At 41.9% G+C, this 21,652-nt stretch carries 20 protein-coding genes and 2 pseudogenes; 5 read left to right on the top strand and 17 right to left on the bottom strand.

The genetic code is table 11. From position 1 onward, the window contains the following. Positions 1-25: 25 nt before the first annotated feature. From OGM67_13895 to OGM67_13815, 17 genes and pseudogenes are all read right to left on the bottom strand, one after another. Positions 26-1,063 carry an NAD-dependent epimerase/dehydratase family protein gene (locus OGM67_13895; GenBank protein ID UYJ34630.1) on the bottom strand — a complete coding sequence of 346 codons (1,038 nt, stop codon included), beginning with the start codon at positions 1,061-1,063 and terminating at the stop codon, positions 26-28. Positions 1,064-1,068: 5 nt separating this feature from the next. Continuing rightward, entirely contained in the window at positions 1,069-1,791 is a 723-nt protein-coding gene (locus OGM67_13890; GenBank protein UYJ34629.1) for a 2-C-methyl-D-erythritol 4-phosphate cytidylyltransferase, read from the bottom strand. A 65-nt stretch (positions 1,792-1,856) separates the two neighbouring features. Next, the gene (locus OGM67_13885) at positions 1,857-2,561 is read right to left on the bottom strand and encodes a LicD family protein (GenBank protein UYJ34628.1); all 705 of its coding nucleotides are present in this window, start codon (positions 2,559-2,561) and stop codon (positions 1,857-1,859) included. A 13-nt stretch (positions 2,562-2,574) separates the two neighbouring features. Next, a complete protein-coding gene (locus tag OGM67_13880) occupies positions 2,575-3,975 on the bottom strand; it encodes an oligosaccharide flippase family protein (protein UYJ34627.1) in 1,401 nt (466 codons plus the stop codon). A 286-nt stretch (positions 3,976-4,261) separates the two neighbouring features. Further along, a pseudogene (locus tag OGM67_13875) lies at positions 4,262-4,432 on the bottom strand (acyltransferase). Between the two features lie 241 nt (positions 4,433-4,673). Beyond that, entirely contained in the window at positions 4,674-5,936 is a 1,263-nt protein-coding gene (locus tag OGM67_13870) for an O-antigen ligase family protein (protein UYJ34626.1), read from the bottom strand. Positions 5,937-5,952: 16 nt separating this feature from the next. Further along, positions 5,953-6,984, bottom strand: coding sequence for a glycosyltransferase (locus OGM67_13865; GenBank protein ID UYJ34625.1), 1,032 nt, complete (start codon positions 6,982-6,984; stop codon positions 5,953-5,955). A gap of 19 nt (positions 6,985-7,003) precedes the next feature. Further along, entirely contained in the window at positions 7,004-7,381 is a 378-nt protein-coding gene (locus OGM67_13860) for an acyltransferase (GenBank protein UYJ34624.1), read from the bottom strand. A 156-nt stretch (positions 7,382-7,537) separates the two neighbouring features. After that, complete coding sequence (locus OGM67_13855; GenBank protein UYJ34623.1) at positions 7,538-7,942, bottom strand: hypothetical protein; 405 nt, start codon at positions 7,940-7,942, stop codon at positions 7,538-7,540. Further along, the gene (locus OGM67_13850) at positions 7,939-8,550 is read right to left on the bottom strand and encodes an acyltransferase (GenBank protein UYJ34622.1); all 612 of its coding nucleotides are present in this window, start codon (positions 8,548-8,550) and stop codon (positions 7,939-7,941) included. Before OGM67_13850 ends, OGM67_13855 begins: the two co-directional genes overlap by 4 nt. Further along, positions 8,550-9,731, bottom strand: coding sequence for a radical SAM protein (locus OGM67_13845; protein ID UYJ34621.1), 1,182 nt, complete (start codon positions 9,729-9,731; stop codon positions 8,550-8,552). Before OGM67_13845 ends, OGM67_13850 begins: the two co-directional genes overlap by 1 nt. Then, positions 9,724-10,770 carry an acyltransferase gene (locus OGM67_13840; GenBank protein ID UYJ34620.1) on the bottom strand — a complete coding sequence of 349 codons (1,047 nt, stop codon included), beginning with the start codon at positions 10,768-10,770 and terminating at the stop codon, positions 9,724-9,726. Before OGM67_13840 ends, OGM67_13845 begins: the two co-directional genes overlap by 8 nt. After that, entirely contained in the window at positions 10,767-11,735 is a 969-nt protein-coding gene (locus OGM67_13835) for a glycosyltransferase (protein UYJ34619.1), read from the bottom strand. Before OGM67_13835 ends, OGM67_13840 begins: the two co-directional genes overlap by 4 nt. Beyond that, a pseudogene (locus OGM67_13830) lies at positions 11,732-12,241 on the bottom strand (glycosyltransferase). Before OGM67_13830 ends, OGM67_13835 begins: the two are co-directional and overlap by 4 nt. A gap of 4 nt (positions 12,242-12,245) precedes the next feature. Next, on the bottom strand, positions 12,246-13,463 hold the full coding sequence (locus OGM67_13825; GenBank protein UYJ34618.1) for a glycosyltransferase: 1,218 nt from the start codon (positions 13,461-13,463) through the stop codon (positions 12,246-12,248). 6 nt (positions 13,464-13,469) lie between these two features. Next, entirely contained in the window at positions 13,470-14,597 is a 1,128-nt protein-coding gene (locus OGM67_13820; GenBank protein UYJ34617.1) for a glycosyltransferase family 4 protein, read from the bottom strand. An 89-nt stretch (positions 14,598-14,686) separates the two neighbouring features. Beyond that, a complete protein-coding gene (locus OGM67_13815) occupies positions 14,687-14,890 on the bottom strand; it encodes a hypothetical protein (GenBank protein UYJ34616.1) in 204 nt (67 codons plus the stop codon). Between the two features lie 1,218 nt (positions 14,891-16,108). Between OGM67_13815 and OGM67_13810 the strand changes: the two genes are divergently transcribed. The 5 genes from OGM67_13810 (at position 16,109) to OGM67_13790 (ending at position 21,604) form a co-directional block, all read left to right on the top strand. Beyond that, a complete protein-coding gene (locus OGM67_13810; protein ID UYJ34615.1) occupies positions 16,109-17,218 on the top strand; it encodes a site-specific integrase in 1,110 nt (369 codons plus the stop codon). 90 nt (positions 17,219-17,308) lie between these two features. Further along, positions 17,309-17,989: a recombinase zinc beta ribbon domain-containing protein gene (locus OGM67_13805; protein ID UYJ34614.1), complete on the top strand. Its 681-nt coding sequence runs from the start codon at positions 17,309-17,311 to the stop codon at positions 17,987-17,989. A 16-nt stretch (positions 17,990-18,005) separates the two neighbouring features. Beyond that, positions 18,006-19,583 (top strand): recombinase family protein, encoded by a 1,578-nt coding sequence (locus tag OGM67_13800; protein UYJ34613.1) that lies wholly within the window; start codon positions 18,006-18,008, stop codon positions 19,581-19,583. Between the two features lie 19 nt (positions 19,584-19,602). Next, complete coding sequence (locus tag OGM67_13795; GenBank protein UYJ34612.1) at positions 19,603-19,986, top strand: TnpV protein; 384 nt, start codon at positions 19,603-19,605, stop codon at positions 19,984-19,986. A 7-nt stretch (positions 19,987-19,993) separates the two neighbouring features. Then, on the top strand, positions 19,994-21,604 hold the full coding sequence (locus tag OGM67_13790) for a recombinase family protein (GenBank protein UYJ34611.1): 1,611 nt from the start codon (positions 19,994-19,996) through the stop codon (positions 21,602-21,604). Positions 21,605-21,652 lie beyond the last annotated feature (48 nt).

Genomic DNA, 21,652 nt, shown 5'->3' with positions numbered 1-21,652 from the left:
TTTCTTCTCTTGTAAAAAACCAAATTCACTTACTGCAATATAATTCTTTCAGTATTTCCACTGTATGTGTCAATCCTTCTTCAACTGTAAATGTGTCTCTATAACCCAATTTTTTGATTTTGCTATTATCCAGTGCCGAATTATTCATTGGGTTAAAGGATTTTTCTTCTATATCAGAAGGGAGTTCCATTAATAATTTCACCTGTCCAGCCTTTGCAGTAATCTCGGCCATTTTCCTTATTGTGGTTACTTCGTCATGTCCTATATTATAAGCCTCCCCACACTTTCCAGCTTGAAGAACTGTTAAAATTTGAATTGCACAATCTATGGAATAGCAATAAGACCTTTTCTGTGAACCATCACTTTTCATCACAAGATTTTCTCCATTTGCTGCTTTATATGCAAAATCCGAAGAAATTCGCTTATCATTTCTTTTGGCAGAAGGACCGTAAATATGACCAGGTCTAGCAATCACGGAGTTCACATTATATTCAGTACAGTAAGCCTTACATAGTAACTCAGATGCCCTTTTCGCTATTGGGTAAGAAGACCTGATGTTATCAATATCTACCTTTCCGTACACTCCTTCTATAAAAGACTCGCTTGTATCCTTTTTACCATAAACTTCACTCGAAGATATATAGAGTAATCTCTCTACACTGTTCTGTTTTGCAAATTCCAGCAAATTATGCAATCCATCAAAATTAGATAAAATAGTTTCAACTGGTTTTTGCGTATACAGCTCGGGGCTAGCCAATCCAGCCCCACAGATAATATAATCTGGGGCTATTTCCAAATTTGGTTTTTGTAATGCATCATAAGCAACATAGTCAACATTATCCAAGTTTCCAAATCTATCTTTAAATTGCTCGATGTTTCTTGCTCCAACATATATTTTACCTGTTTTACCACAGGTTAAAAGGACATCTATTACTGTAGAACAAATTAGCCCTAATCCACCTGTAACAAAAAATGTTTTACCATGTAACATACTTAAATTATTTCTGTCTACTGCTTTTTTTAAATCATGAATATACTTCTTAGAATCTAATAATCTCATCATTTGCCTTATTTTTTAATCCAGTCATCGTTTTTTGCATTTAGCAATGCTTTAAAAATCTCAATATCTTCAATCGTAGTTATTTTTATATTTTTTTCCGACCCTTTTGAGAAATATGTTGTGTAGCCATACTTTTGCATCAAAGAGCATGATGCAGCCATATTGGTTACTCCATCCACAATTGCTTTATTATGAACTTCCCATAATTCATCAAACCTATACGAATGAGGTGTTTGTGTTCTCCATAACTCATCTCTATTAAGTGCAGCATTAGACTCAATGCCATCCTTAGACACAAATACAACCTCTGTTGTCGGAATAACCGTAACAGCAGATCCATAACGTTTCTGTTTTACTAAGTTATCCGTTATTACATCTTGTGGAAGCATCGGCCTGTTTCCGTCATGTACAACAACAACAATATCTTTTGTCGATGTATTGTCTTCTTTTATTGCCTTTAAGCCATTATAAATTGACTCTTGTCCCGTCGCACCGCCAGTAACAATCCTTTTTAGCTTTGTAATATTAAATTGCTTTGCATAGGCTTCAAGCACCGCACTCCATCCTTCCAAGCAGGACACATAGATTTCATCAATACTAGGATGCTGTTGAAACGCTTCAAGCGTATAAATAATGATTGGCTTGTTCTCCACCGTCAAGAACTGTTTAGGCAAGTCTTGATGCGTTCTAGTTCCTGTTCCACCAGCAGTTAATATAGCAATAGTTGACATTTAAAACTCCTCCTCATACCAGAAACATTATATATTCCACTACAATATGCGTAGCACAAATGCGATTATTCTACAACTTGATACGCAATTTTATCCTTTAGTAAAGTACTGCATTTTCCACTGTTGGATTTCCAGTTCGGATTAGGAATTCTCCAATCATCATTATAGATAGATGCTAATATTTCTTCAGCATTATAAGGAACAGATACTTTTACTCCATCGGCCTCAATATACTTTGTTTTATCTACCCTCGGAAGTGTTACAAGATAAACACTATACTCTGAATTTGAAGAATACTTAACTCCATCCAATTTATCATACGAATACTGGATCATCTTATTTCCATCATAGAACTGACCAAAGAAATCTATTGTCAGCTTATCTACTTGATAAGTCTGCTCAGTAACAAGACCTTCAAATACGAATTCTCTTATTTTTCTAAAACCCGACTTTGCCATTACCTTTTGTAAATCACTCCATGAGAAATCTTCTGTAATGACCACTGCAAAATCAATATCTAAATCCCATTTGATGAGTTTTTTATCTCTTACAATTCCAAGTAATGTCCCAGCGTATGCATAGTACAGTCCACCAGACGTGTTCATTGTGTTTTCAACTAAGTTCAAATACTTAACACCATTATTTTGTATTTCTTCCTGTTGATGCTGCATTTTTCTTTCTATCTTTTTTTGTCCAACCAATTTTTCATAGTTGTCGCCAATAAATGGAATCGCTTTTATTTTATGCCATATCTGTTTTAGTTTCCTCATAACTAACTCCCCCTTAGTGAATAAACACATGCTTTATTTTAAAGAAAATTCTTTTTAACTCTTTTACATTAATAACAATCAGGATTGCCATTATTGTAATTTCAATAGGGACAATAGACAAATAGCTTTCCACAAACGCCTGAACAAATAATAGCATCCACGTTACTATAATTATAAAATAATCTTTAATCCAAATATCTTTACCTACAGCCCTTTTTCTTACCGCATATATAATATACGAGCAAATCACTGTTGCAATTGTAGCTCCTTGAATCCCCATCAAATAAACCAAAATGATGTTCATTACAATATTTGTGGCAGCACCGATTATAGCGGACCACATCATCGCTTTTGAATCTTTCTTTGCTGCCAATATCGGTCCTAACAAACCAGAAGCACAATTAAGCACAGAACTTAGCAGTAGAAAAGGAACGTACTGCCAGGCAACATAAAATTCTTTTGCGTATAATATATGAGCCAATGGTTTTGACAGAATAATCAAAAAAGAACACGCCGCACACATTAGCAAATTAATTGATGAAAATGTATTCCCATAAAATTTCGAGGTATCCTCTTCGCCATATTCCTTAACAGCAGATATCTGCCACGCCTGTGTAAATATTCCTTGCAGGGTATTTATAATCTGTGGAATTTTATATGACACAGACAACAGTCCATTTGAGGCCACCCCTAACATAAAAGCAACTACATATTTATCAGCTGCGCTATTAATCCACCATCCAACAGCAGTTGCAATCAAAGGAACCGAGTACATTAGCATCTCGTGTTGAGTTTTTTTATCAATTTCTGTTACATCAATGTACTTCCACACTTTAATACGAATTGCTAAATAAATAGCCGAAATTAGTTGAGCCAGAATATTTGAGAAAAAGAATCCAATTAATCCCCACTTTAAAACCAACAAGAATAGAATATTGGTTATTATCGTCACAAAGGTTCCAACTACCCCTGCTATTCCCATGTCTTTAACGCGTTCCAACCCTTTTGAAAATTGGATCAAGAGTTGGTTAACGGCATATGAAACATAATACAGGAATATGTATATTTCTAAGCCACTGATCCCGGGCAATAGATTTATACGCTTCAATATCCACATGCATATTCCAAAAAGAATTGCGCTAATAGAAATAAACTTCATTCCTATTGTTGCAATCGTTTTTTTATTGACTGCACAATCCATAGAGAACCGCATTACCGCATCAACGATATTTAAAGTTAAGATTGGGAAAAGAAGCGTAGCCGTTGAAACTGCTAAATCATACGAACCATATTCAGTAGTAGAAAGAACGCTTGTATATAAAGGTACAAGTAAAAATACCAGTATTTTTGACGAAAAGTTTGCTATCATCAAAACGCCAATATTTTTAAATAAGTATTTGAATTTATTCTCCATCGAAGTTCCTTTAAGTATCTATGCTCCTCTTAAAATCATCAAAGCTTTCATAAATAGGCTTAACATTCTTTAAATCGCTGATAATTTCTGAAATGTTATCTCCATCCACTTTGATTCCAGCATAGATTTGATCCTTTCCTTCAAATTTCCATAGCTGGTTATACCAATTCATATCATTTTCCGTTAGTTCTCTTTGCAAATATGACTTGGTCCGCTTATAATATATTTTCGCATAACTATCAAGTCGTTTTATCTGACGTTCATAATAATCATCCAACGTACAAACAACTTTAGCCGGATTTCCTGCAACAACTACATTGTCAGGAATATTTCCTGATACAACAGCACCTGCCCCGATAATAACATTATTTCCAATTTGACTTCCCATCAAAATAATGGACTTCATCCCAACAAAAACATTATCACCGACTTTTGTAACTCCAGCCTTTCTTGGCATACAATGATATTCCGGACGTAAAACTGCATAACTATAGTCATGTGCTAAGATAATAACTTCTGCTGTAATTCTACAATTCTTTCCAATTTCAATAAATGGAAGGCTAGTTTCATCAACAACAGTATTCATTGGATTATAGAAGATTGTTCCTTCTCCTATCTTTGCCCCCCCCCGACGAAGGAAGTTAACATAAGCCTCAGAACAGTACTTATTAGGGTAAATTAGTTTTTTTATTGCTTCCTTAATTTTCACAATAGACACTCCTATTTTTTTCTTTCAAATATTCGGTTATCGGTATCAATAACAAAGCCACTTGGCAAACAAAGTAACTTTCTGTATTATCTGTTAAATAGGTAATAAACAGATATAGAATCAACGCCATATATATTGTAGCGGCTTTTTTCCCATATTCATTCATAAATTTAACCGGAAAATAGATCAAATTAAGAGCATACCAAATCAAAGAACCAACAAATCCAAAATTGATATATATTTTAAGGATGTCATTATGAACGCCTCGCACCGCTGCCATATACATAACTTCGCTTCTATCCATATTTTCCACAACTTTTGCAACGCCTGCCATTCCCCATCCCATTTGTGTTGGTGAGAGTTTAGTTCTTCGGACAAAATATGCATAAATCAAATCTCGTCCCATATTGTTGATGCCATGTTCATTCAGTATTGCAAAGAATTCATTATTATATACTATAAACAAATATCCATAGCAGACCAAAACACCAACTATTCCAATTGTAAGCAATTTACGACGAGACAGTCCTTTTTTATGTACAAACAAGGAAAACAATCCCGCCGCCGCAATGCCTGCCATACCTATTCTTTTTGATCCCAAAATGAATGAAATAACAAGAAAGACTAATTTCCCTGTGTTATGTTTTTTTCTCTCGGCAAAAAACAAATAATATATAATGCACAGTCCTATGGCAAAAGTCAGTTCATGAACTTCAAAATAATTTGATGCACCCTCACTAAATGCAAAAGCACCTAAAAAGCTCTCAACGATTCCAGCAACTCCTACATGAAAAATAGCACTTATAAAAATAAGAATTTCATCCACGATAAAAGTATTTGTAATACACTCTATCGCTTCATCTCCACACAGTTCCCATATTCCAATAACAACTGCATAAATGCAAAATCGATCCAAGAACGCTGCTAAAGATCTAGTCCAATATCTTATGCCATACATTGCCGGCACAGGACTTGTAAATACAGCAAAGCATTCTACCACTATCATCAACACTACAAGAGGCAAAAGAATTGTCAGAAGTCTTTTTACTTCATAATCGGAAACCTTTCTTGGGCGTGATAATGCATACGCCACTAGAAACAAAGCTGATATATATTTAGAGTAATACAACAATTGATATGCTACTCCACCTGATATTCCAAACAATTTTGAACTTTGTCCAGAAAATAGGGTAAGTAAAAGCGTTATGGCACATAGCAAATGTGTTTTTTTAACTGTTAATCTACTTTTCATTTACGCTTAAACCCCTCTATGCTTTTAATCTAACCAACAGTTCGCAAACACTATATAATCGGGCCTTTAAAAACCAAATCAACAATCTTCGTGTAAATTTTTCTTTTTTGACTTCCACGCTATTTATTATTTTATGAAGTTGTTCATCCTTACATATAGCTTTGAACGCCGATTTCTTTTTATCATTACTCATATCCGCTTGAATAATCATTTTCATTGCAGCAATTGTATTAGAAATAAATGGACCCGAAAAGCGTTTTTTTACCTCATCGTTATAATTTAGTTCATCACATGCATCTATGCAGGCATTATAGAATCTCTTTATTCTATTGAATCGATCTGCCTTATACGTATGTGTCAATGACGTACTATTCTCACAATAGTAATAGAATGCCTCTGGAATTATAGTAACTTTTTCTACATTTCTGTACAATCGCAACAATGAATATACATCCTCAGATATAATGTCCCGTTCCGAAGTAAATCTCCAGTTGCTTTCTAATATCAACTTCATAGAATACATACAAAAACATGCGCTTAACCATAAATTCGTACTCTTCCCTGTTGCAGGATTATCAGAAACCAAATCAGGTAAAAGCACTTCTTGAACCTCAGAGCTCACATAGCTTTCTTTATCTATTGTAGGTATATACGTTCTGACGATTTTTCCTTGTGCATTAACATCGTAGTGGCCAAACAAAACCATATCACTATTGTTTTTCTGTGCGGTATTATATGCCTTTTCTATTGTACTTGGATCAATATAATCGTCGCTATCAAAAAAGCAAATGTATTCTCCAGAAGCATTTTCTATTCCCGTATTACGGGCATATCCAAGTCCTGCATTAGCCTTATGGATAACTTTTATTCGGCCATCTTTCTTAGCCCACTCTTCGCATTTTTGAGGGCAATCATCCGGTGACCCATCATCTACAAGAAGGATTTCTAGGTTTCTGTATGTCTGATTTATAACGCTCTCAATGCATCTATCAAGATACTTTTCCACATTGTATATTGGTAAGACAATGCTTACTAATCCTGCTTTCATTTATATATTCCTCGCTACATCAATTCTTCATGTTCTTAATCACTTTTGCCGGACTCCCAACTGCCACACAATAATCTGGTACGTCTTTAGTAACCACCGAATTGGCTCCAACCACGCAATGTCTGCCAATCCTCACATTGCCTACAATCACTGCATTGATTCCAATGTAAGAACCTTCTCCAATGGATACTTTCTGTCCTCTTTGTACAATTCCTTGATCAATCACTGGAACATCTACGTCACGGTACTCATGATCACAATCGGTTATGTACACGTTTGGAGAAAGGAGTACTTTTTCTCCAATTTCCAAAGAATTAGCAATAGAGATTCGGCATCGTTCACCAATTTCGGAGCCTTTGCCAATTCTCACTGTACCCCCCCGACCAGATTTGGGCATATGGACGTACCGTCACACAATCTTCCAAGGTAATATGGTGTTTTCCTTTTAGGCTGCAATGCTTACCAATATAAACGCTCTGCCCAGCGGTTATGCCAAAGATTTTTGCTCGCATCAATCCAAGGATTTCCTTGGCTTTACCTTTAAGTCTCATCCTTAAGATACCTTTCTAATTAATTTATTCGGGTACAAGAAAAACTCCATCCACTTTGTTTTCTTCATAATCCATGCAGCTATAATCGGACCTGCAAAGCTAATTCCAAGTCCCAGCACCACATGTGCCACAGCATTCGTAACGCCAACCTTCAGTAGAACAGATCGCAGCGGTGCGGCAAACAGTGTATGCATCAGAAAAATCGGCATTGTGTACTTTGCAAGAAAGTCCATACCCCTACTGAACATTTCCTCAAAATCAGCCACCATCAGGATAACCGCCACACAAGCCAATAATCCCATTATGAAAGAGATCATACTGCCGCTAATTTCCGCCGTATATACCACAATGCTCAGAATTATAAACAGCAACCCGAATATCGTCCCTTGTGCTCTTTTGCCCTTCATCTGCACATTAAACGTGCAAATACCCATACCGAGCACAAACCAGATTTCGTTTGAGAGAACCGTCGATACAGCGTAAATGCTGTACCCCCCCCCCCAGTTAAAATCAAGACTTTTGCAGCCAGCGCAACTATCAATCCTACTGCAGCTGCTTTCACATCGCTAAAAGTCGGCGTGACCAGAAAGATAAAAAACAATGCGTATAGATACCAATATGGAGCAGTCGGATGGAGGAACAGTGTATCACCGAGACCACCAATCTGGTCGTTAACACTACTTGAGAACACCTTTTTCAGCACCCACGTAGCAGTCGTAAAAGTGGCATAGGGTACGCCGAGTGCCAATGCTTTTTTTGCCACATTCTTGCACCAACTACCCACACTGTTTACCTTGCTGTACTTCTGATACAAGTATCCGCTACAAATAAAGAACAGCGGCACATGGAAGTAATAAATTGTCGTATTGAACCACTGGTATAAACCATTTTCAGGCAGAATATTTGACTTCGTCATGCTCTGGAAGAAATGGCCCAGTACAACCAATATACAGGCAATAACTTTTACATCATCGACCCATTTTTCTCTTGTTCTTGCCGCTGTCTTTTCACTCATTACTTCGTCTCCATCTGCTGTGCGATATCAGCATCCACGATTTCCTCGCCGGTCTTATGCTTCAGCTGTTCTTTGGAAGCCTCACTCAGACCGTTGTTGATCACACAATTCATATCGCAGGTGCTGCACTTGTCCAGTTCTTCCTTAGTGACCTTGCCATCACGGTAGTCACGGCAAATCTTCAGTTCGTACATGCTATACGGATGCTTGGTGAAGAGAGCCTTGAACTTGTGAACCAGAACCCAGGTAGCAGGTTTCCAGATGTACTTATGCATAGCAGGGCTGACAGAGCCAATCATCCAGCAGTCACGGTCGCAGCAACGAACCTTCTTGCGGACTTCCTCAGCCTGCGGACTGTTCCACAGTTCGTCCCAGCTCTGGGTATTCAGGTTGCCCATGACTTCTTTATCCTTGGTACCATTACAAGGCATAACATCGCCATACGGGTCGATGAAGAAGGTATCAAAACTCATGTCGCAAGGCAGCAGACGCTTCTGGCCGTAAATGTAGTTGATCAGACCGTGGTTAAAGTAGGCACGGAACCATTTTTTCGGGCTGTTGCTGCGGAGCAGTTCGTTGACCAGATTCTCGAAATTCTTTGCGACCATCGGACGGTCATGGATGATATTTTTTGCCTCAACAAAGTAGAAACTGTTATGCAGAGAAGCCGTGGCGAACTCCATACCCATCTCGTTGGAAATCTTGTACAGCGGAACCAGGTCAGGAGCATTCTTGTCCTGGACGGTCATACCAAAACCGACATCCTTCATGCCCATCTCACGCAGTTTCTTCAGCGTACCGTATCCACGCTGGTAGCCGTTCTGCAGGCCACGGATCTCGTTGTTGGTCTGCTCCAGACCTTCGATAGAGATACGAATACCAATCTGCGGAAACTCTTTGCACAGATCAACGATACGATCCGTAAAGAAACCATTCGTAGAAATAACGATACGGTCAGATTTCTTATACAGTTCACGCACAATATCCTTCAGGTCAGAGCGGATGAACGGCTCACCGCCGGTGATGTTCGTAAAATACATCTTCGGCAGTTTCTTGATGGTTTCGATGCTGATTTCCTCTTCCGGTTTGGAAGGTGCTTTATAACGGTTACACATAGAGCAACGGGCATTGCAGCGATAAGTGACGATGACCGTACCATTTAACTTCTTTTCTTCAGACATGATTAACTCTCCTAACTCTCTCTTTTAAGAATGTTTCGATTTTATTTAAGAACCACTTGGCACACACCGAGAACACAACCGAGCCACAAATAACTGCAACTGCTGTGAAGATATATGCCAGCAGACCATTTCCAAACAGATGAACAAGGTGTAACTTTTCAAGCACACGATAAATTACCATGTGGCACAGGTAAATCTCGAAGCAGATACCGCCAAGGAACTTGGCGACTGGATTGACCAGTACCCCCCCCCGATTGCATCCGATGGTATAAACCAGTGCGGCCACGCAGAAGAACAACATTGTAAGTGTAGAACTACCTATTGCAAAATAAACAACTGTAGCAATCAGCAAAAATACTCCGGCGATAACTTTGTACTTCGATGCAAGCTCGGACAACTCCTTTCGATAGAGGAAGATCAGTCCACCAGCAATGAAATAAACTGCACAATACAGAATGTTTGTCCTTGCACTGAAATTCACTAGCACTCTATCTGCAATGTGGCTTTCATCAAAGAAATATGTGCTGCATACGAAGTTGTAGATTACAGCACAGGCAAGTGCCAACCACGCGCGTTTCTTGTTTTCCAGCAGGAAGCAAAAAAACGGAAACAACAGATAAAATACGAAAATCACTGCCAAAGTCCAACTTACACCGATAACCGATATGTTCATATTCGGCAAAAGACCCTGACAAAGTGTCAGGTTTGCAAAGACCTCATACAATGCACTTTTACTGGGTGACATTACAAAGTCCAGCGCACAAAGCAATGCGAAGTACGGCCAAATTTTACTGTATCTTTTGGCGTAGAACTCTCCCACACTGATTTTCTGATCCTTGAATTTCTGGTAATAGCCACAGCACATACCAAAGCCACTGAGCATCATAAAAAGGAAAACGAGGTTTGTGAAAGACGGAATAAGCTGCTCAAACACAAATCCTCCTATCCCATATTCTCCATTTGTGAGGATGTGCATCAGCGCAATGCCGATAATGGCATACGCCTTCAAGCCATCTACTCCTTCATACCTTTCTTTCATTCCGCAAGCATCCCCCACAGTGTTTCGGTATACTTTTCCTCAGAGCACTCATTCTCAAGGAAATCCTTAAACTTTGCTGCACAGATATCTGCATCGTTTGTATGCAGAAGATAATACTGAATTTTGTCCACCCAGTCCTCTACGGTATTCTTACATAAGGCTCCGCATCCATCTGACAAATATCCTTCTGTCGTAACCGTATCGGATGTTATAATCATTTTATTATTTGCAGCCGCCTGAAAATAGACGGTCAATCCTGCCGGTGCTTCTGTATCCAGTGGCATGGCAATAAGTTGTGACTCGCACAAAAACTCCATAAATTCGCTTTCCGGGATATCCGTTTTAACGCAGACATTATCCCCCATAGCGCCTAAGAACTGTTCTTTCAGAGCACTCGGCATAACACAATTAAACGTCACCTTTGGAAGCTTTTTCGCAACTTCAAATAGCAGTTTCCAATCCCGGCCATTTCTACCACCACAAAAAACCGTATTTACCTTGGTTTCTACTCGCTTATTCAAAGTATAATTTTGATGATAGACATCATGCAAAAGCGTAAAATTCACTTTTGTATTCAAAATCTCATTAATATAGCGGCCGTACTCCACAGTCGTAACTGTTGCCGCAAAAGAATTTGAACACAACGCCTTTTTATAAAGATACTTTGCCACCTTGTTTTTCGTTGTATTTTTATCTTTCAACAAAATATTGATTGCTATAACTTTAATTTTCTTGTTGGTCAGTTTACTCAACCACCAACACAACACTCCCATAAAGTCATACCAGCATACAATGGTGTCACCTGATTTTGTACGTTTTACGGTTGTACTGCACACTGAGAGCATTTGCTTGATAGAAGTGCAGCGCCACTCGGGATAAATTTCCTTGTACTCTTTTTCAAATGCCGCAGTCAAAAACGACATATCTTCCAATTTCTTGGGTTTATCATATAAAACATAAATCATGCTTCACCTCTATAAACCTTCATAATTTTCTCGTAATACTCATCGATTGTATCGAAGCTGATGTCTTTGCAGTTCTTGCTATACTGCTCACACAGCTTCTTATCACCCCAGAGCTTCTGGACCTTCCTTTTCAGGTCTTCGGCATTGCCGCTCTCAAACAGTTCACCAGTTTTACCGACCCGAATCAGTTCCGGGATACCACCTATCTCAGAGCCTAGCACCGGCGTGCCGTACATTTGGGATTCCATCACGGAGAACGGACAGTTCTCATACCACTCAGACGGATAGATAGAGAACCGTGCCTCACGGATGAGTTTTTCCAGTGCCTCACCCCTCTGGAATTCTACATTCTTGATGTTGCTTACACCATTGATGGTATCTTCCAGCGGTCCAGTACCGGCAAAGATGAACTGCACATCCGGCAACTCCTTGCAGACCTTGATGAGTGTGCCAATGCCTTTCTCCTCGGAGAAGCGGCCAAAGTACAGCGCATAGTCCATTTGCTGATACTTACAAAGGGTTACCCCCCCCCAGATAAATCGGGACGAGTTTGTCGCAGTAAGCCTCAAGGTCGTCTCGTTCAAGGTTCAGACACGCCTTTGCATAGTTATCCGTCTCTTCCGGATTGTTCCAAAGTTCCCTGATAATCGAGGCCAGCTGCTTGGAATCTCGGCTTGTGAACAACCGTCCATCCACACCATCTGTGATCAACTCAGGAATACCACCAATATTTGCGCCGATGACAGGCGTGCCGCGCTGCTGACTCTCCATAACGGAGAACGGACAGTTTTCATAGACTTCCGAAGGACAGATAGAGAACTTTGCTTCTCGAATCAATTTGTCCAGTGCGCCACCCGTCTGGAAACCTACATTCTTAACATTTTTCAGCTGATTGACCTTGTTTTCCAGTGGGCCGGAACCAGCAAAAATAAACTGAATATCCGGCAACAGGTTGCAAGTCTCAACCAGTGTGTTGATTCCCTTCTCCTCGGAGAAACGGCCGAAATAGAGGACGTAGTCTTTCTTCTCAACGTCTTTAGGTTCTACCTTCTCCACGAAGTTGTGCATTGCAATCGTCTTGGTTGCAAACAGCGGATTGGTGTCCATCTTAGTTTTCAGGAACTCCGAGCAACAGATGATTTTGTCAATGTACTTGTATGCTCCGTTCCACTTCCAGAACTCTGCCTCCATCATGCCAACGATAGATTTTGCAGTAGAATCGTGAACACATTTTCCCTTTACACAATTCATGAAATGACCGCCGAGGCACTTCTCACAGTTCTCATGTGTGATAGGGTTCTTTAATTGATGGTTCGGGCAGACCAACTGGTAGTCATGTGCCGTGAAGATGATCTTACAATCTCTTCCGGTCTCCTTGCGCCACTTCACGATTTCCAGAATGATGGAAGGTGTCAGCTGGTAGTTGAAGTTGTTCAGGTGACAGACATCCGGCTTGAAGTCGTCCAGCACTTTCCGCAGCTGTACTCTTGCTTCCTTGCTGTAAATCGTCTTGATCGGGTAGGTCAGCTTGCTCAGTTTGCTGCCGCCGTGGAAGTCCATACCAGATGTATAAGCATTGACCCGGTTGCCCACGCAGCGGCCTTCATGCTCCATACCGAAATACTGAACCTCATGTCCGTGCTGCTCTAGCGCCTCACCCAGCTTAAATATGTAGGTTTCTGATCCACCGTTTGGATATAGAAATTTATTTATTATCAATACTCTCATCTATTATTATCTCCTGTACAGTTTCATCGTTTTCTTTACAACTTCATCCCAGTTGTATTTTGCACAGATAAAGTCAGCTGCCTGCTTCTTCATTTTCATAACCATTTCAGGATGGTCACAGGCATCTTGCAATTTTTCTTGCAAGTCCTCTACATTCGTCTTTTGGAAGATTAACGCCTTATCTTCCACAACCTCTGCGCACTCTGGAATATCGGAAACCAGACAGCAATTGCCATAGCTCATTGCCTCCAGAAGACTTAATGGCATTCCTTCCAGATCAGACGGCAGCGTGTAGATGTAAGCGTTGCTGTATAGTTCATCCAGCATCGCTCCCTGCACAAATCCGGTAAAGAGAATCCGATCGTCACCCTTCGCCAGTTCTTTCAATTCCTTCATAAAGGAATCCGTATCGCTGGAACCGCCTGCGATGACCAGCTTTTTATCTGTCTTGACATTCTTGAAGGCCTCAACCAGATATCGAATCCCCTTTTCTGGCACCAGACGACCGAGGAACAATATGTATGAGTCTTTTTTCAGCCCGAACTTATCTGTAATCAGACTTGCTCCCCGAATCTGCGGCCTATTCACGCCATTAGGGATAAAGTGTGTTTCTCTTCCATAAGTTTCCTTAAAATAGTCCTGCACTCCTTTGCTCAGAACAATGACCTCGTCTGCATATTTCGCAGCATTTTTTTCGCCTTGGTGGATAAACTTAGAACCAAGTCCTGATTGCCATTTCTCGCGCTGCCAATCAATGCCATGGACGGTAACAACAACTCTTTTCCCAAACATCTTCGGCAGCCATGCAAAGAACGCCGGCCCTTCGGCATGGATGTGTACCACATCGTATTTTCCAAATGCACTGTAAAGTGCGGCAAAGAACGATGAACTTACAGCTGCAAGTCCGCGCCGTTCAATGGTCGGAACAGCCTTCTGACGGATTCCCTCGTACTCCGTTTTACCAGCATCGTCATACTCTGCACCGCTCACGTGATGACCTGCTCTGTTGTAGCAGGTCACGTCACAGCCATTCTGTGCCATTCGGGTGCAGAGCTCTTTGACAACGATTTCTACTCCGCCTTCTCTCGATAATCGCTTCTGTCCGAACATTGCAATCGCAAGTTTTTTACTCATAAATCTTTCCCACAATCCCACTCAATTTCTTCATCAATATCTCGGCCAACACAAAGAGCGGATAGGCTCGCTTGCCTGTCCGCTGGCTGTCATCCCACCCTCATGGTCGAGATTTCTTCCTGTGCGGCATTTCTGCCACCCAAAAAGATCAGTCGTTCATTCTTCGGGTAAGAAAATATGAACTTCGGGTTGCGGAGCCTTTCATTCTCTGCCGTACCCTTGTCCCTATTATGACAGCCGCGTATTATATCTCTAGCCCCAGTGCCCGCAACAGCGATTTTGTACTTCTTCATGTTATTTACTCCTCCGGCCCTCATCGGGCATATCCTCTAATTTTCTATGTACACATTCATATTGATGGTCTTTCTCTCTAATTTCCGCTGTGTGATAACCACACAATCGGCTAAGTGTTTTCTTATGCTGTCGTATCCAATTACCCCAGCAATCATATTTTCCTTGTTTTCTACTCCATAAAACATCCGTTGAGTACACTCGTCTCTATTTCTCTATAGCCGAAGTGTTGATTTATACAGTCGAACCCCATATACCCTACAATGACATTTTTTCTAAGTGTTAGATTGTTGAGGCGAACCCTATCGGCGCATGAGTTTTGTTAAAACTGTACATATCATTCAATTCTCACCACTCATTGTTCGTTATGAACAAATCATTCTCTCTCACCGCACAAAACATGTATTTATCATCACCATACAAGCTCTACTCAACAGCTGTTTTATGAAGTAGAAATCATCTGTTTTTCTCTAATTTTCATGACTCAACAAACCGTTATGATGTAGGTGTCATTAGCGGGTCAGATAGTTTACTCAACAGCAGTTTCAGACGTTAATGATAAACTCATGGATTTTTGTTGTTTTCTCCTGTTTTTCGCCATTTCCTCATAGCATCTGAAAAAGTTGTGCCAATTTTGTGCCACAGGGGTCAAAAGTTCAGCGTTTTGTATAAATATCTGATATTTGCAGTTCATACAGCTGTGAATTTTAACCAGTTTCTGCAACGCAATTAGTGTGCAAAACGGTTTTTTTCGATGTTGCTACGCCAATATGGTTTGTTGGGTAGACATTTGTATGAACTGAAACAAGCCCACGGCTCACTGCTCAACAGCAACTAACCCGTGGGCTCAAATTGTTCTTTAAGCATTTTTCATTCGTTTTTACAGAGTGCCACATGTGTATAGCAAGCACCGCTGATAACCTTCACAATTCCTCTTTCTGATACTTCAACAAATGAGATACTTGAAGGACAATTCAAGCCTCTAAAAAGTATCATCCATTTTGAGAATGGATGATACCTATTTCCACAGAAGCCCATATATAATATGTATAGATATAGTACCACACAATGCGACACATTTCAACAGAACGAGTTATATCAAACCGTACCCGAACACATTTTTGTCACTTTCACCATATTGGGCACACTTTTTCCTATAGAATAGCTGAAACATATAAAAGTAATGTTACATCATTACAAATCGAACAAGGAGGAGCATTATGTCAAAGCACGGAGAAAACATCAGAAAGAGGAAAGATGGTCGTTGGGAGGGTCGCTATATTAAGGGACGAAACTCTGATCGGACCGCAATCTGGGGGTACATTTATGGGCATTCTTACAATGAAGTAAAGGAAAAACTCACCATCAAAAAAATGGAGGTGCAACAATTTGCACTAAATGTCGAAAATCCAACTTTTTCAGAGCTTTCTCTAACCTGGGAAAGCTCCATTTTTTTAGGTGTCAAATCTTCTACAGCAGCACACTATCACTACACACTCCAACACTACATTTTGCCTGTGCTTGGTCCATATCGTGTTCAAGCTTTGAATGAAAGCATTCTAGAAAGCAGCCTTCTGGAAATTATCGCTCCTGCAGACCAAAACCATAAGACACTAGGCAACGCAATGGGCAAGGAGTGCCTGACGCTTGTTCGGAGAATTTGCCGCTATGCGGTACATTTACATATTATGCATCCCATTGAAATTGATCTCAAACTTCCAGCTGTGAATCCATCCAACGCTTCGGTTCTAAATACTGTGGAACAAAAATCTGTTTGTGCTTTCGTTCGCTCTTCGCCAACACCCAGAAGGCTTGGTATGCTGCTGATGATGCAGATGGGTCTGCGTATCGGAGAAGTGTGCGGGCTGCAATGGGGTGATTTCGACTTGCAAAACGGTGTTCTCTCTGTTCGGCGCACGGTTAAGAGAATTTATATGGCACCCGGAAAAACCACCTTGGTAACGCAATCTCCCAAAACGCAAAGTTCCGAACGCGATATCCCTATCCCAACGGGGATCCTCAGCCTACTAAAAGAAGAATATGTCGGACAGAGTAAAGAAGTTTGGTTTCTATCTGACACTGACCTTAGGCCAGTTGAACCGCGCTGCTATTACAAGAGCTTACAAGGATATTTAAAGCAGGCTCAAGTTCCTGTTGTCCGTCCACATGCGCTGCGGCATACATTTGCAACGACCTGTCTGCAAGCTGGCTGCAATGTGAAAACGCTGAGTGAGTTGATGGGTCACTCGAATCCTGATATCACGCTAAAACGCTATGCGCATTCTTGCTGGGAGTGGAAGCAAAATGAAATGAATCGAATTTACGGGTGAGTGGTCGAAGGAGGAGTCAGTTTTATATAAAGTCACATATTATCAGCATTTCTGGAAACCGAAACTCGCAGGCCGAACGATGCCGAAACGGTGGCCCTGTTTGCAGGCTTTCTCTACTGTGGGGACTGCGGCAGTCGGCTGGTTCGCAGGTCGGCCAGCTATAAAGGAAAAAAGTACATTTACTACCAGTGCTCCGGCAGCAAACAGAACAAGGGCAACTGCACGAGCCATAATCTGCGGGATGAAAAACTCTATAACATCGTGCGGAACGCGCTTCAGATGCAGATTCAAATCGTAATGGAAGAAGCCGAGTTTGTGGAAAGCATCCGGCAGGCCCAGCAGGAACCATATCTTGTGCGGCACATTGAACGGCAGATTCGGCAGCTGACTGCAGAAAAGGCCCATACACAGGGCATTAAGGAAAAATTGTATGGGGATTATGCAGACGAAATCCTCACACGGGAGGATTTTTTGAATTATAACGAACTGTACAGCAAGCGGATTGAAGAGTATGACCGCAAAATCACAGAATTGGAAGCGGAACAGCGAAATTTACAGACTGCTCCAAACGCTTATCCGTTTCTGGATGTGTACCGTAAGTATCGAAAATTGGAAGAAATCACCCGTCCGATGGTCGTGGAACTGATTGAGAAAATCGAAGTCTATGAGGGCAATCGGGTGGAAATTACGTTCCGATTCCAGGATGAAATTGCGGACCTGCTGGAAGAACTGCATCAAAAGCAGATGGGGCAGCGTGAAGTGTCTGCTTAAAAGGAGGCTGTGACTTATGGCAAGAGTAAGCAAGAAAGTAAGTGCGGCGCAGAGGGAAGCGGAAAACGCACCGCACCGTATCTGGAAAACCGCAATTTACGCACGACTGTCCGATTTTGATGATGTACTTCGGGATACGGAATCGCTGCAAGTACAGATTTCCTACATCAAGGAGTATATCGACCATCGGGATGACCTGATGTTGCTGGATGTGTTTGCAGACAAACGCTGCACGGGAACAAATTTTGACCGCCCGGAATTTGAACGGCTGCTGAAAGCACTGCAGGAACGAAAAATCGACTGCATCGTGGTAAAGGACTTCTCCCGACTGGGCCGCAATTTCGTGGAAACTGGTCAGTATCTGGAACAGGTGTTTCCATTGTTCGGCGTAAGATTTATCGCCATCAATGATAATTATGACAGCCTGAACAGCCAGAGCCGGGATGGGATGCTGGTGCCGATCAAGAGCATGATCAATGAGATGTACTCGAAAGACCTGTCCCAGAAGATCCAGTCGTGCTTTCGCTCTAAGGAAGCGCGGGGAGAAATCTATACCCCGGTTCCATTCGGCTACAAAAAGGATCAAAAGAATCATTTGGTTCTGGATGAGGAAGTCAGCGATGTGGTAGTTCAGATTTTCCTCTGGAAGAAATCCGGCATGAAAGAGCGCGAGATTGCAAAGAAGCTGTCTGCGCAGGGAACCCAGACACCTTTTACACGCCGCTGTCAGCTGGGATACCTGAAAAACACCTTGCGGGTAAAGGACCCAGCATGGAAGACTGTTTTCGTGACAAAGGTGCTGGAAAATCCAATCTACACAGGAGCAATGGTCTACAACCGTATTGCCTACGATGAAACGTATCGGAAAATCGGGCAGAATCCACGGGAAGGCTGGCGGATGGTGCCGGACAGCCACCCGGCGATTATCAGCTGGGAACTGTTTGATGAAGTTTCCGCGTTGCGGGAAGCTGAGCAAGCGGTCAGGGAGGAACGGAAAACATGGTGCAAACAGCGCAGAAAGAACAATCCGAACATCTTCAAAGGCAGAATCTTTTGCAAAAAGTGTGGAGAAAAATTGGTTTGTCATTGGCAAAGTGATGGTACGCTGTATTTTTACTGTGCATCTTGCCATGTTTCAATTTCAGAGAAAGACCTCTGGAACGGCATTAACAAGGAGTTGCACCAGCGGATGGAAGAACACCGTGATTTGCAGAAGCTGGTACGGAAAAGCTCTGGAAAAAGCAAACTCCAATCAAAAGAAATAGCTACAAAACGTGAAATTGAACAGGCGTCAGGCAATATCGTTCGACTGGAATCACAGAAGCGCAGCGGCTATGAGCAGTATGTTCTCGGAAAACTTTCAAAGGAGAAATTTCTGGAACTGAAGCAAGGTGTAGAAAATGAAATCGTATTACTGAAGCAGACAAAATCTGAAAGAGAGAAAGATCTGGCCGTTGTTCAAGAAGAATTGCAGCAAAAAAAGCAGATCGCAGGAAACACCGAAGTCCTTTTGACGGTAGATAATCTGCTGCAGTATGTAAAGAAAATTGAAGTGGACCGCAGGAAAATAACTTATACGGAATTTGTGTTCTAATGAAAAAGGAGAACAGACAATGAAAGAGAAAATCTATGATGCCCGGACAGGAATGGAATATGCTTTGGTGGGTGATTATTATCTGCCAGCCTTGAAACTGCCACGGACCCGTCCGATTGGCCGCTGGGGGATGCTACACAAGGCGTACCTGAAACTGCGAAAACCAGCCTATTACCAGAGCTTGCTGCTGAGCGGAAAACTGGATACTGTTTTAGCAAATGTGGAAGAGCAGGCAGTGGAACGATATGAGGTTTTGATCGAGCAGCTGAGCCGGCGGGAGCACGTATCGGAAAAACTGAAAGAAGAGAACCAGATGGAATGGGTACGCCGTATGAATAATCTGGAAAATCGTGCTGCGGAGATTGTAAAGGCAGAATTGATCTATACGTTTGAAAGGCGGTGAGCAGCAGATGATCGGAACCTATTACCGGCTCTCTCTTGCGGACGAGGATGTGGGAACAGATAAGACCGAGAGCAACAGCATTCAGGGCCAGCGCGGACTGGTAGAGGGGTACATCATGGCCCGCCCCGAACTGGCAACAGAGCCGCGTCAGGAGTATGTGGACGATGGCTACTCCGGCACATCTACAAGCCGTCCTGCGTTTCAGCGGCTAATTCAAGATGCACAGGACGGAAAGGTGAAAACAATTATCGTAAAGGACTTTTCCCGGTTCGCCCGTGACTATATCGAAGCAGGCGATTATATGGAGCGAATCTTCCCGTTGCTGGGCGTTCGCTTCATCTCCGTCAACGATGGTTACGACAGTGGAATGCAGATCAGAAACGATGTATGTGGACTGGAAGTAGCCATTAAGAACATCATCAACGCATCCTACAGCCGGGACCTCTCCGCTAAAATCGCAGCAGCAGACCATGTGATGCAGAAAAAAGGAATGTATCTCGGAGGATACCGCCCGTTTGGATTCCTGCCGGACCCGAGCGATTGCCATAAGCTGATCCTCGACCCGGTAGCCAGTCGATATGTGCGGTTGATCTTTGAACTGGCATTGCAGGGCAACAGAACAGGCACCATCGCAAAAATCCTGAATGAAAAGCAGATTCCAACTCCGGCAGCGTATCATGTGGCGGAAAGCCATGTGTACAGCGAGCAGAAAGCATGGGATCTGCAGCGCAGCCATTGGACAAGTGGAACGGTTTACCATGTTCTGAAAAATGAGAAGTATAAGGGAACCTATGTGGGCGCGAAATTTATTATGCCGGTTCCCTGTAAGCATCGGGTCCTGCGCGCTCCCTTGGAACAGCAGGTACGAATTGAGGACAGTCATGCCGCCATTGTGACCCCGGAGGAATTTGAACAAGCACAAAAGGTTATTATGCTGCAGCATGGGAAGCATCAGGCCGGGAACTACACAAAACACCAGTATCCCTTGAAAGGCAAGGTCTATTGCGGCTACTGCCAGAAGCTGATGAAATATCGTGTACTCAAGAAGCTTGGCCCCTCGTTTAACTGCAGATTTTCAGCCACAGCGGCGGACAGTCCCTGCAAGCGAATCCCAATCTCTGAGAAAGTACTGGAAGAGATTATCCGAAACGCGCTGACAGCGCAGATAAAGCAGGCAGAGTATGTACTGGAAATCCTGCACGAGCGGGAACGCAAGGCGTTGATTTGCTTTTCCGCACTGGAACGGCAGGAAGAAAAGCTGAGTGCAGAAAAGGCAGAGATTGTAAAACAGCGCGTTGCACTGTATGAGCAATACGCCGACGGGAATATGAGTAAGGAAGAGTTCATCCGGCAGAGAGATGCCTACAGAGTGCAGGAAGATGAAAAGATGGAGCAGATTCAAAGGCTGCGTACCGAGAAAAATCAAGCTTTCCAGCCTGTGAAGAGGGACACCGATCATTTGCAGACTGTCATGAGTACTGTAGAAGAAGCAGGCGATGTGATGTACCTATCACAGAATGTGGTAGAAACTTTTATTGACCGCATCGAGGTTTTCAACGATGAACATGTGAAAATTCATTTTACATTTGAAAATGTGTTGGCAGACTATGCCGAATGAGTCGTAGCCAGAATCAATGCAGTAAGCAGAGTTTTTCTTGTAAGAACA

Source organism: Oscillospiraceae bacterium, assembly GCA_025757985.1.
Classification (GTDB): Bacteria; Bacillota; Clostridia; order Oscillospirales; family Ruminococcaceae; genus Gemmiger.
This window is presented reverse-complemented; position numbering and strand designations above follow the sequence as displayed.

Coding starts and splice junctions, on each gene's coding strand:
- OGM67_13860 (UYJ34624.1), bottom strand. CDS start 7,381: ATGCCCAAATCTGGTCGGGGGGGTACAGTGAGAATTGGCAAAGGCTCC.
- OGM67_13825 (UYJ34618.1), bottom strand. CDS start 13,463: ATGAGAGTATTGATAATAAATAAATTTCTATATCCAAACGGTGGATCA.
- OGM67_13855 (UYJ34623.1), bottom strand. CDS start 7,942: ATGAAGGGCAAAAGAGCACAAGGGACGATATTCGGGTTGCTGTTTATA.
- OGM67_13870 (UYJ34626.1), bottom strand. CDS start 5,936: ATGAAAAGTAGATTAACAGTTAAAAAAACACATTTGCTATGTGCCATA.
- OGM67_13840 (UYJ34620.1), bottom strand. CDS start 10,770: ATGAAAGAAAGGTATGAAGGAGTAGATGGCTTGAAGGCGTATGCCATT.
- OGM67_13810 (UYJ34615.1), top strand. CDS start 16,109: ATGTCAAAGCACGGAGAAAACATCAGAAAGAGGAAAGATGGTCGTTGG.
- OGM67_13795 (UYJ34612.1), top strand. CDS start 19,603: ATGAAAGAGAAAATCTATGATGCCCGGACAGGAATGGAATATGCTTTG.
- OGM67_13835 (UYJ34619.1), bottom strand. CDS start 11,735: ATGATTTATGTTTTATATGATAAACCCAAGAAATTGGAAGATATGTCG.
- OGM67_13890 (UYJ34629.1), bottom strand. CDS start 1,791: ATGTCAACTATTGCTATATTAACTGCTGGTGGAACAGGAACTAGAACG.
- OGM67_13865 (UYJ34625.1), bottom strand. CDS start 6,984: ATGAAAGCAGGATTAGTAAGCATTGTCTTACCAATATACAATGTGGAA.
- OGM67_13895 (UYJ34630.1), bottom strand. CDS start 1,063: ATGATGAGATTATTAGATTCTAAGAAGTATATTCATGATTTAAAAAAA.
- OGM67_13845 (UYJ34621.1), bottom strand. CDS start 9,731: ATGTCTGAAGAAAAGAAGTTAAATGGTACGGTCATCGTCACTTATCGC.
- OGM67_13820 (UYJ34617.1), bottom strand. CDS start 14,597: ATGAGTAAAAAACTTGCGATTGCAATGTTCGGACAGAAGCGATTATCG.
- OGM67_13880 (UYJ34627.1), bottom strand. CDS start 3,975: ATGGAGAATAAATTCAAATACTTATTTAAAAATATTGGCGTTTTGATG.
- OGM67_13800 (UYJ34613.1), top strand. CDS start 18,006: ATGGCAAGAGTAAGCAAGAAAGTAAGTGCGGCGCAGAGGGAAGCGGAA.
- OGM67_13815 (UYJ34616.1), bottom strand. CDS start 14,890: ATGAAGAAGTACAAAATCGCTGTTGCGGGCACTGGGGCTAGAGATATA.
- OGM67_13885 (UYJ34628.1), bottom strand. CDS start 2,561: ATGAGGAAACTAAAACAGATATGGCATAAAATAAAAGCGATTCCATTT.
- OGM67_13850 (UYJ34622.1), bottom strand. CDS start 8,550: ATGAGTGAAAAGACAGCGGCAAGAACAAGAGAAAAATGGGTCGATGAT.
- OGM67_13790 (UYJ34611.1), top strand. CDS start 19,994: ATGATCGGAACCTATTACCGGCTCTCTCTTGCGGACGAGGATGTGGGA.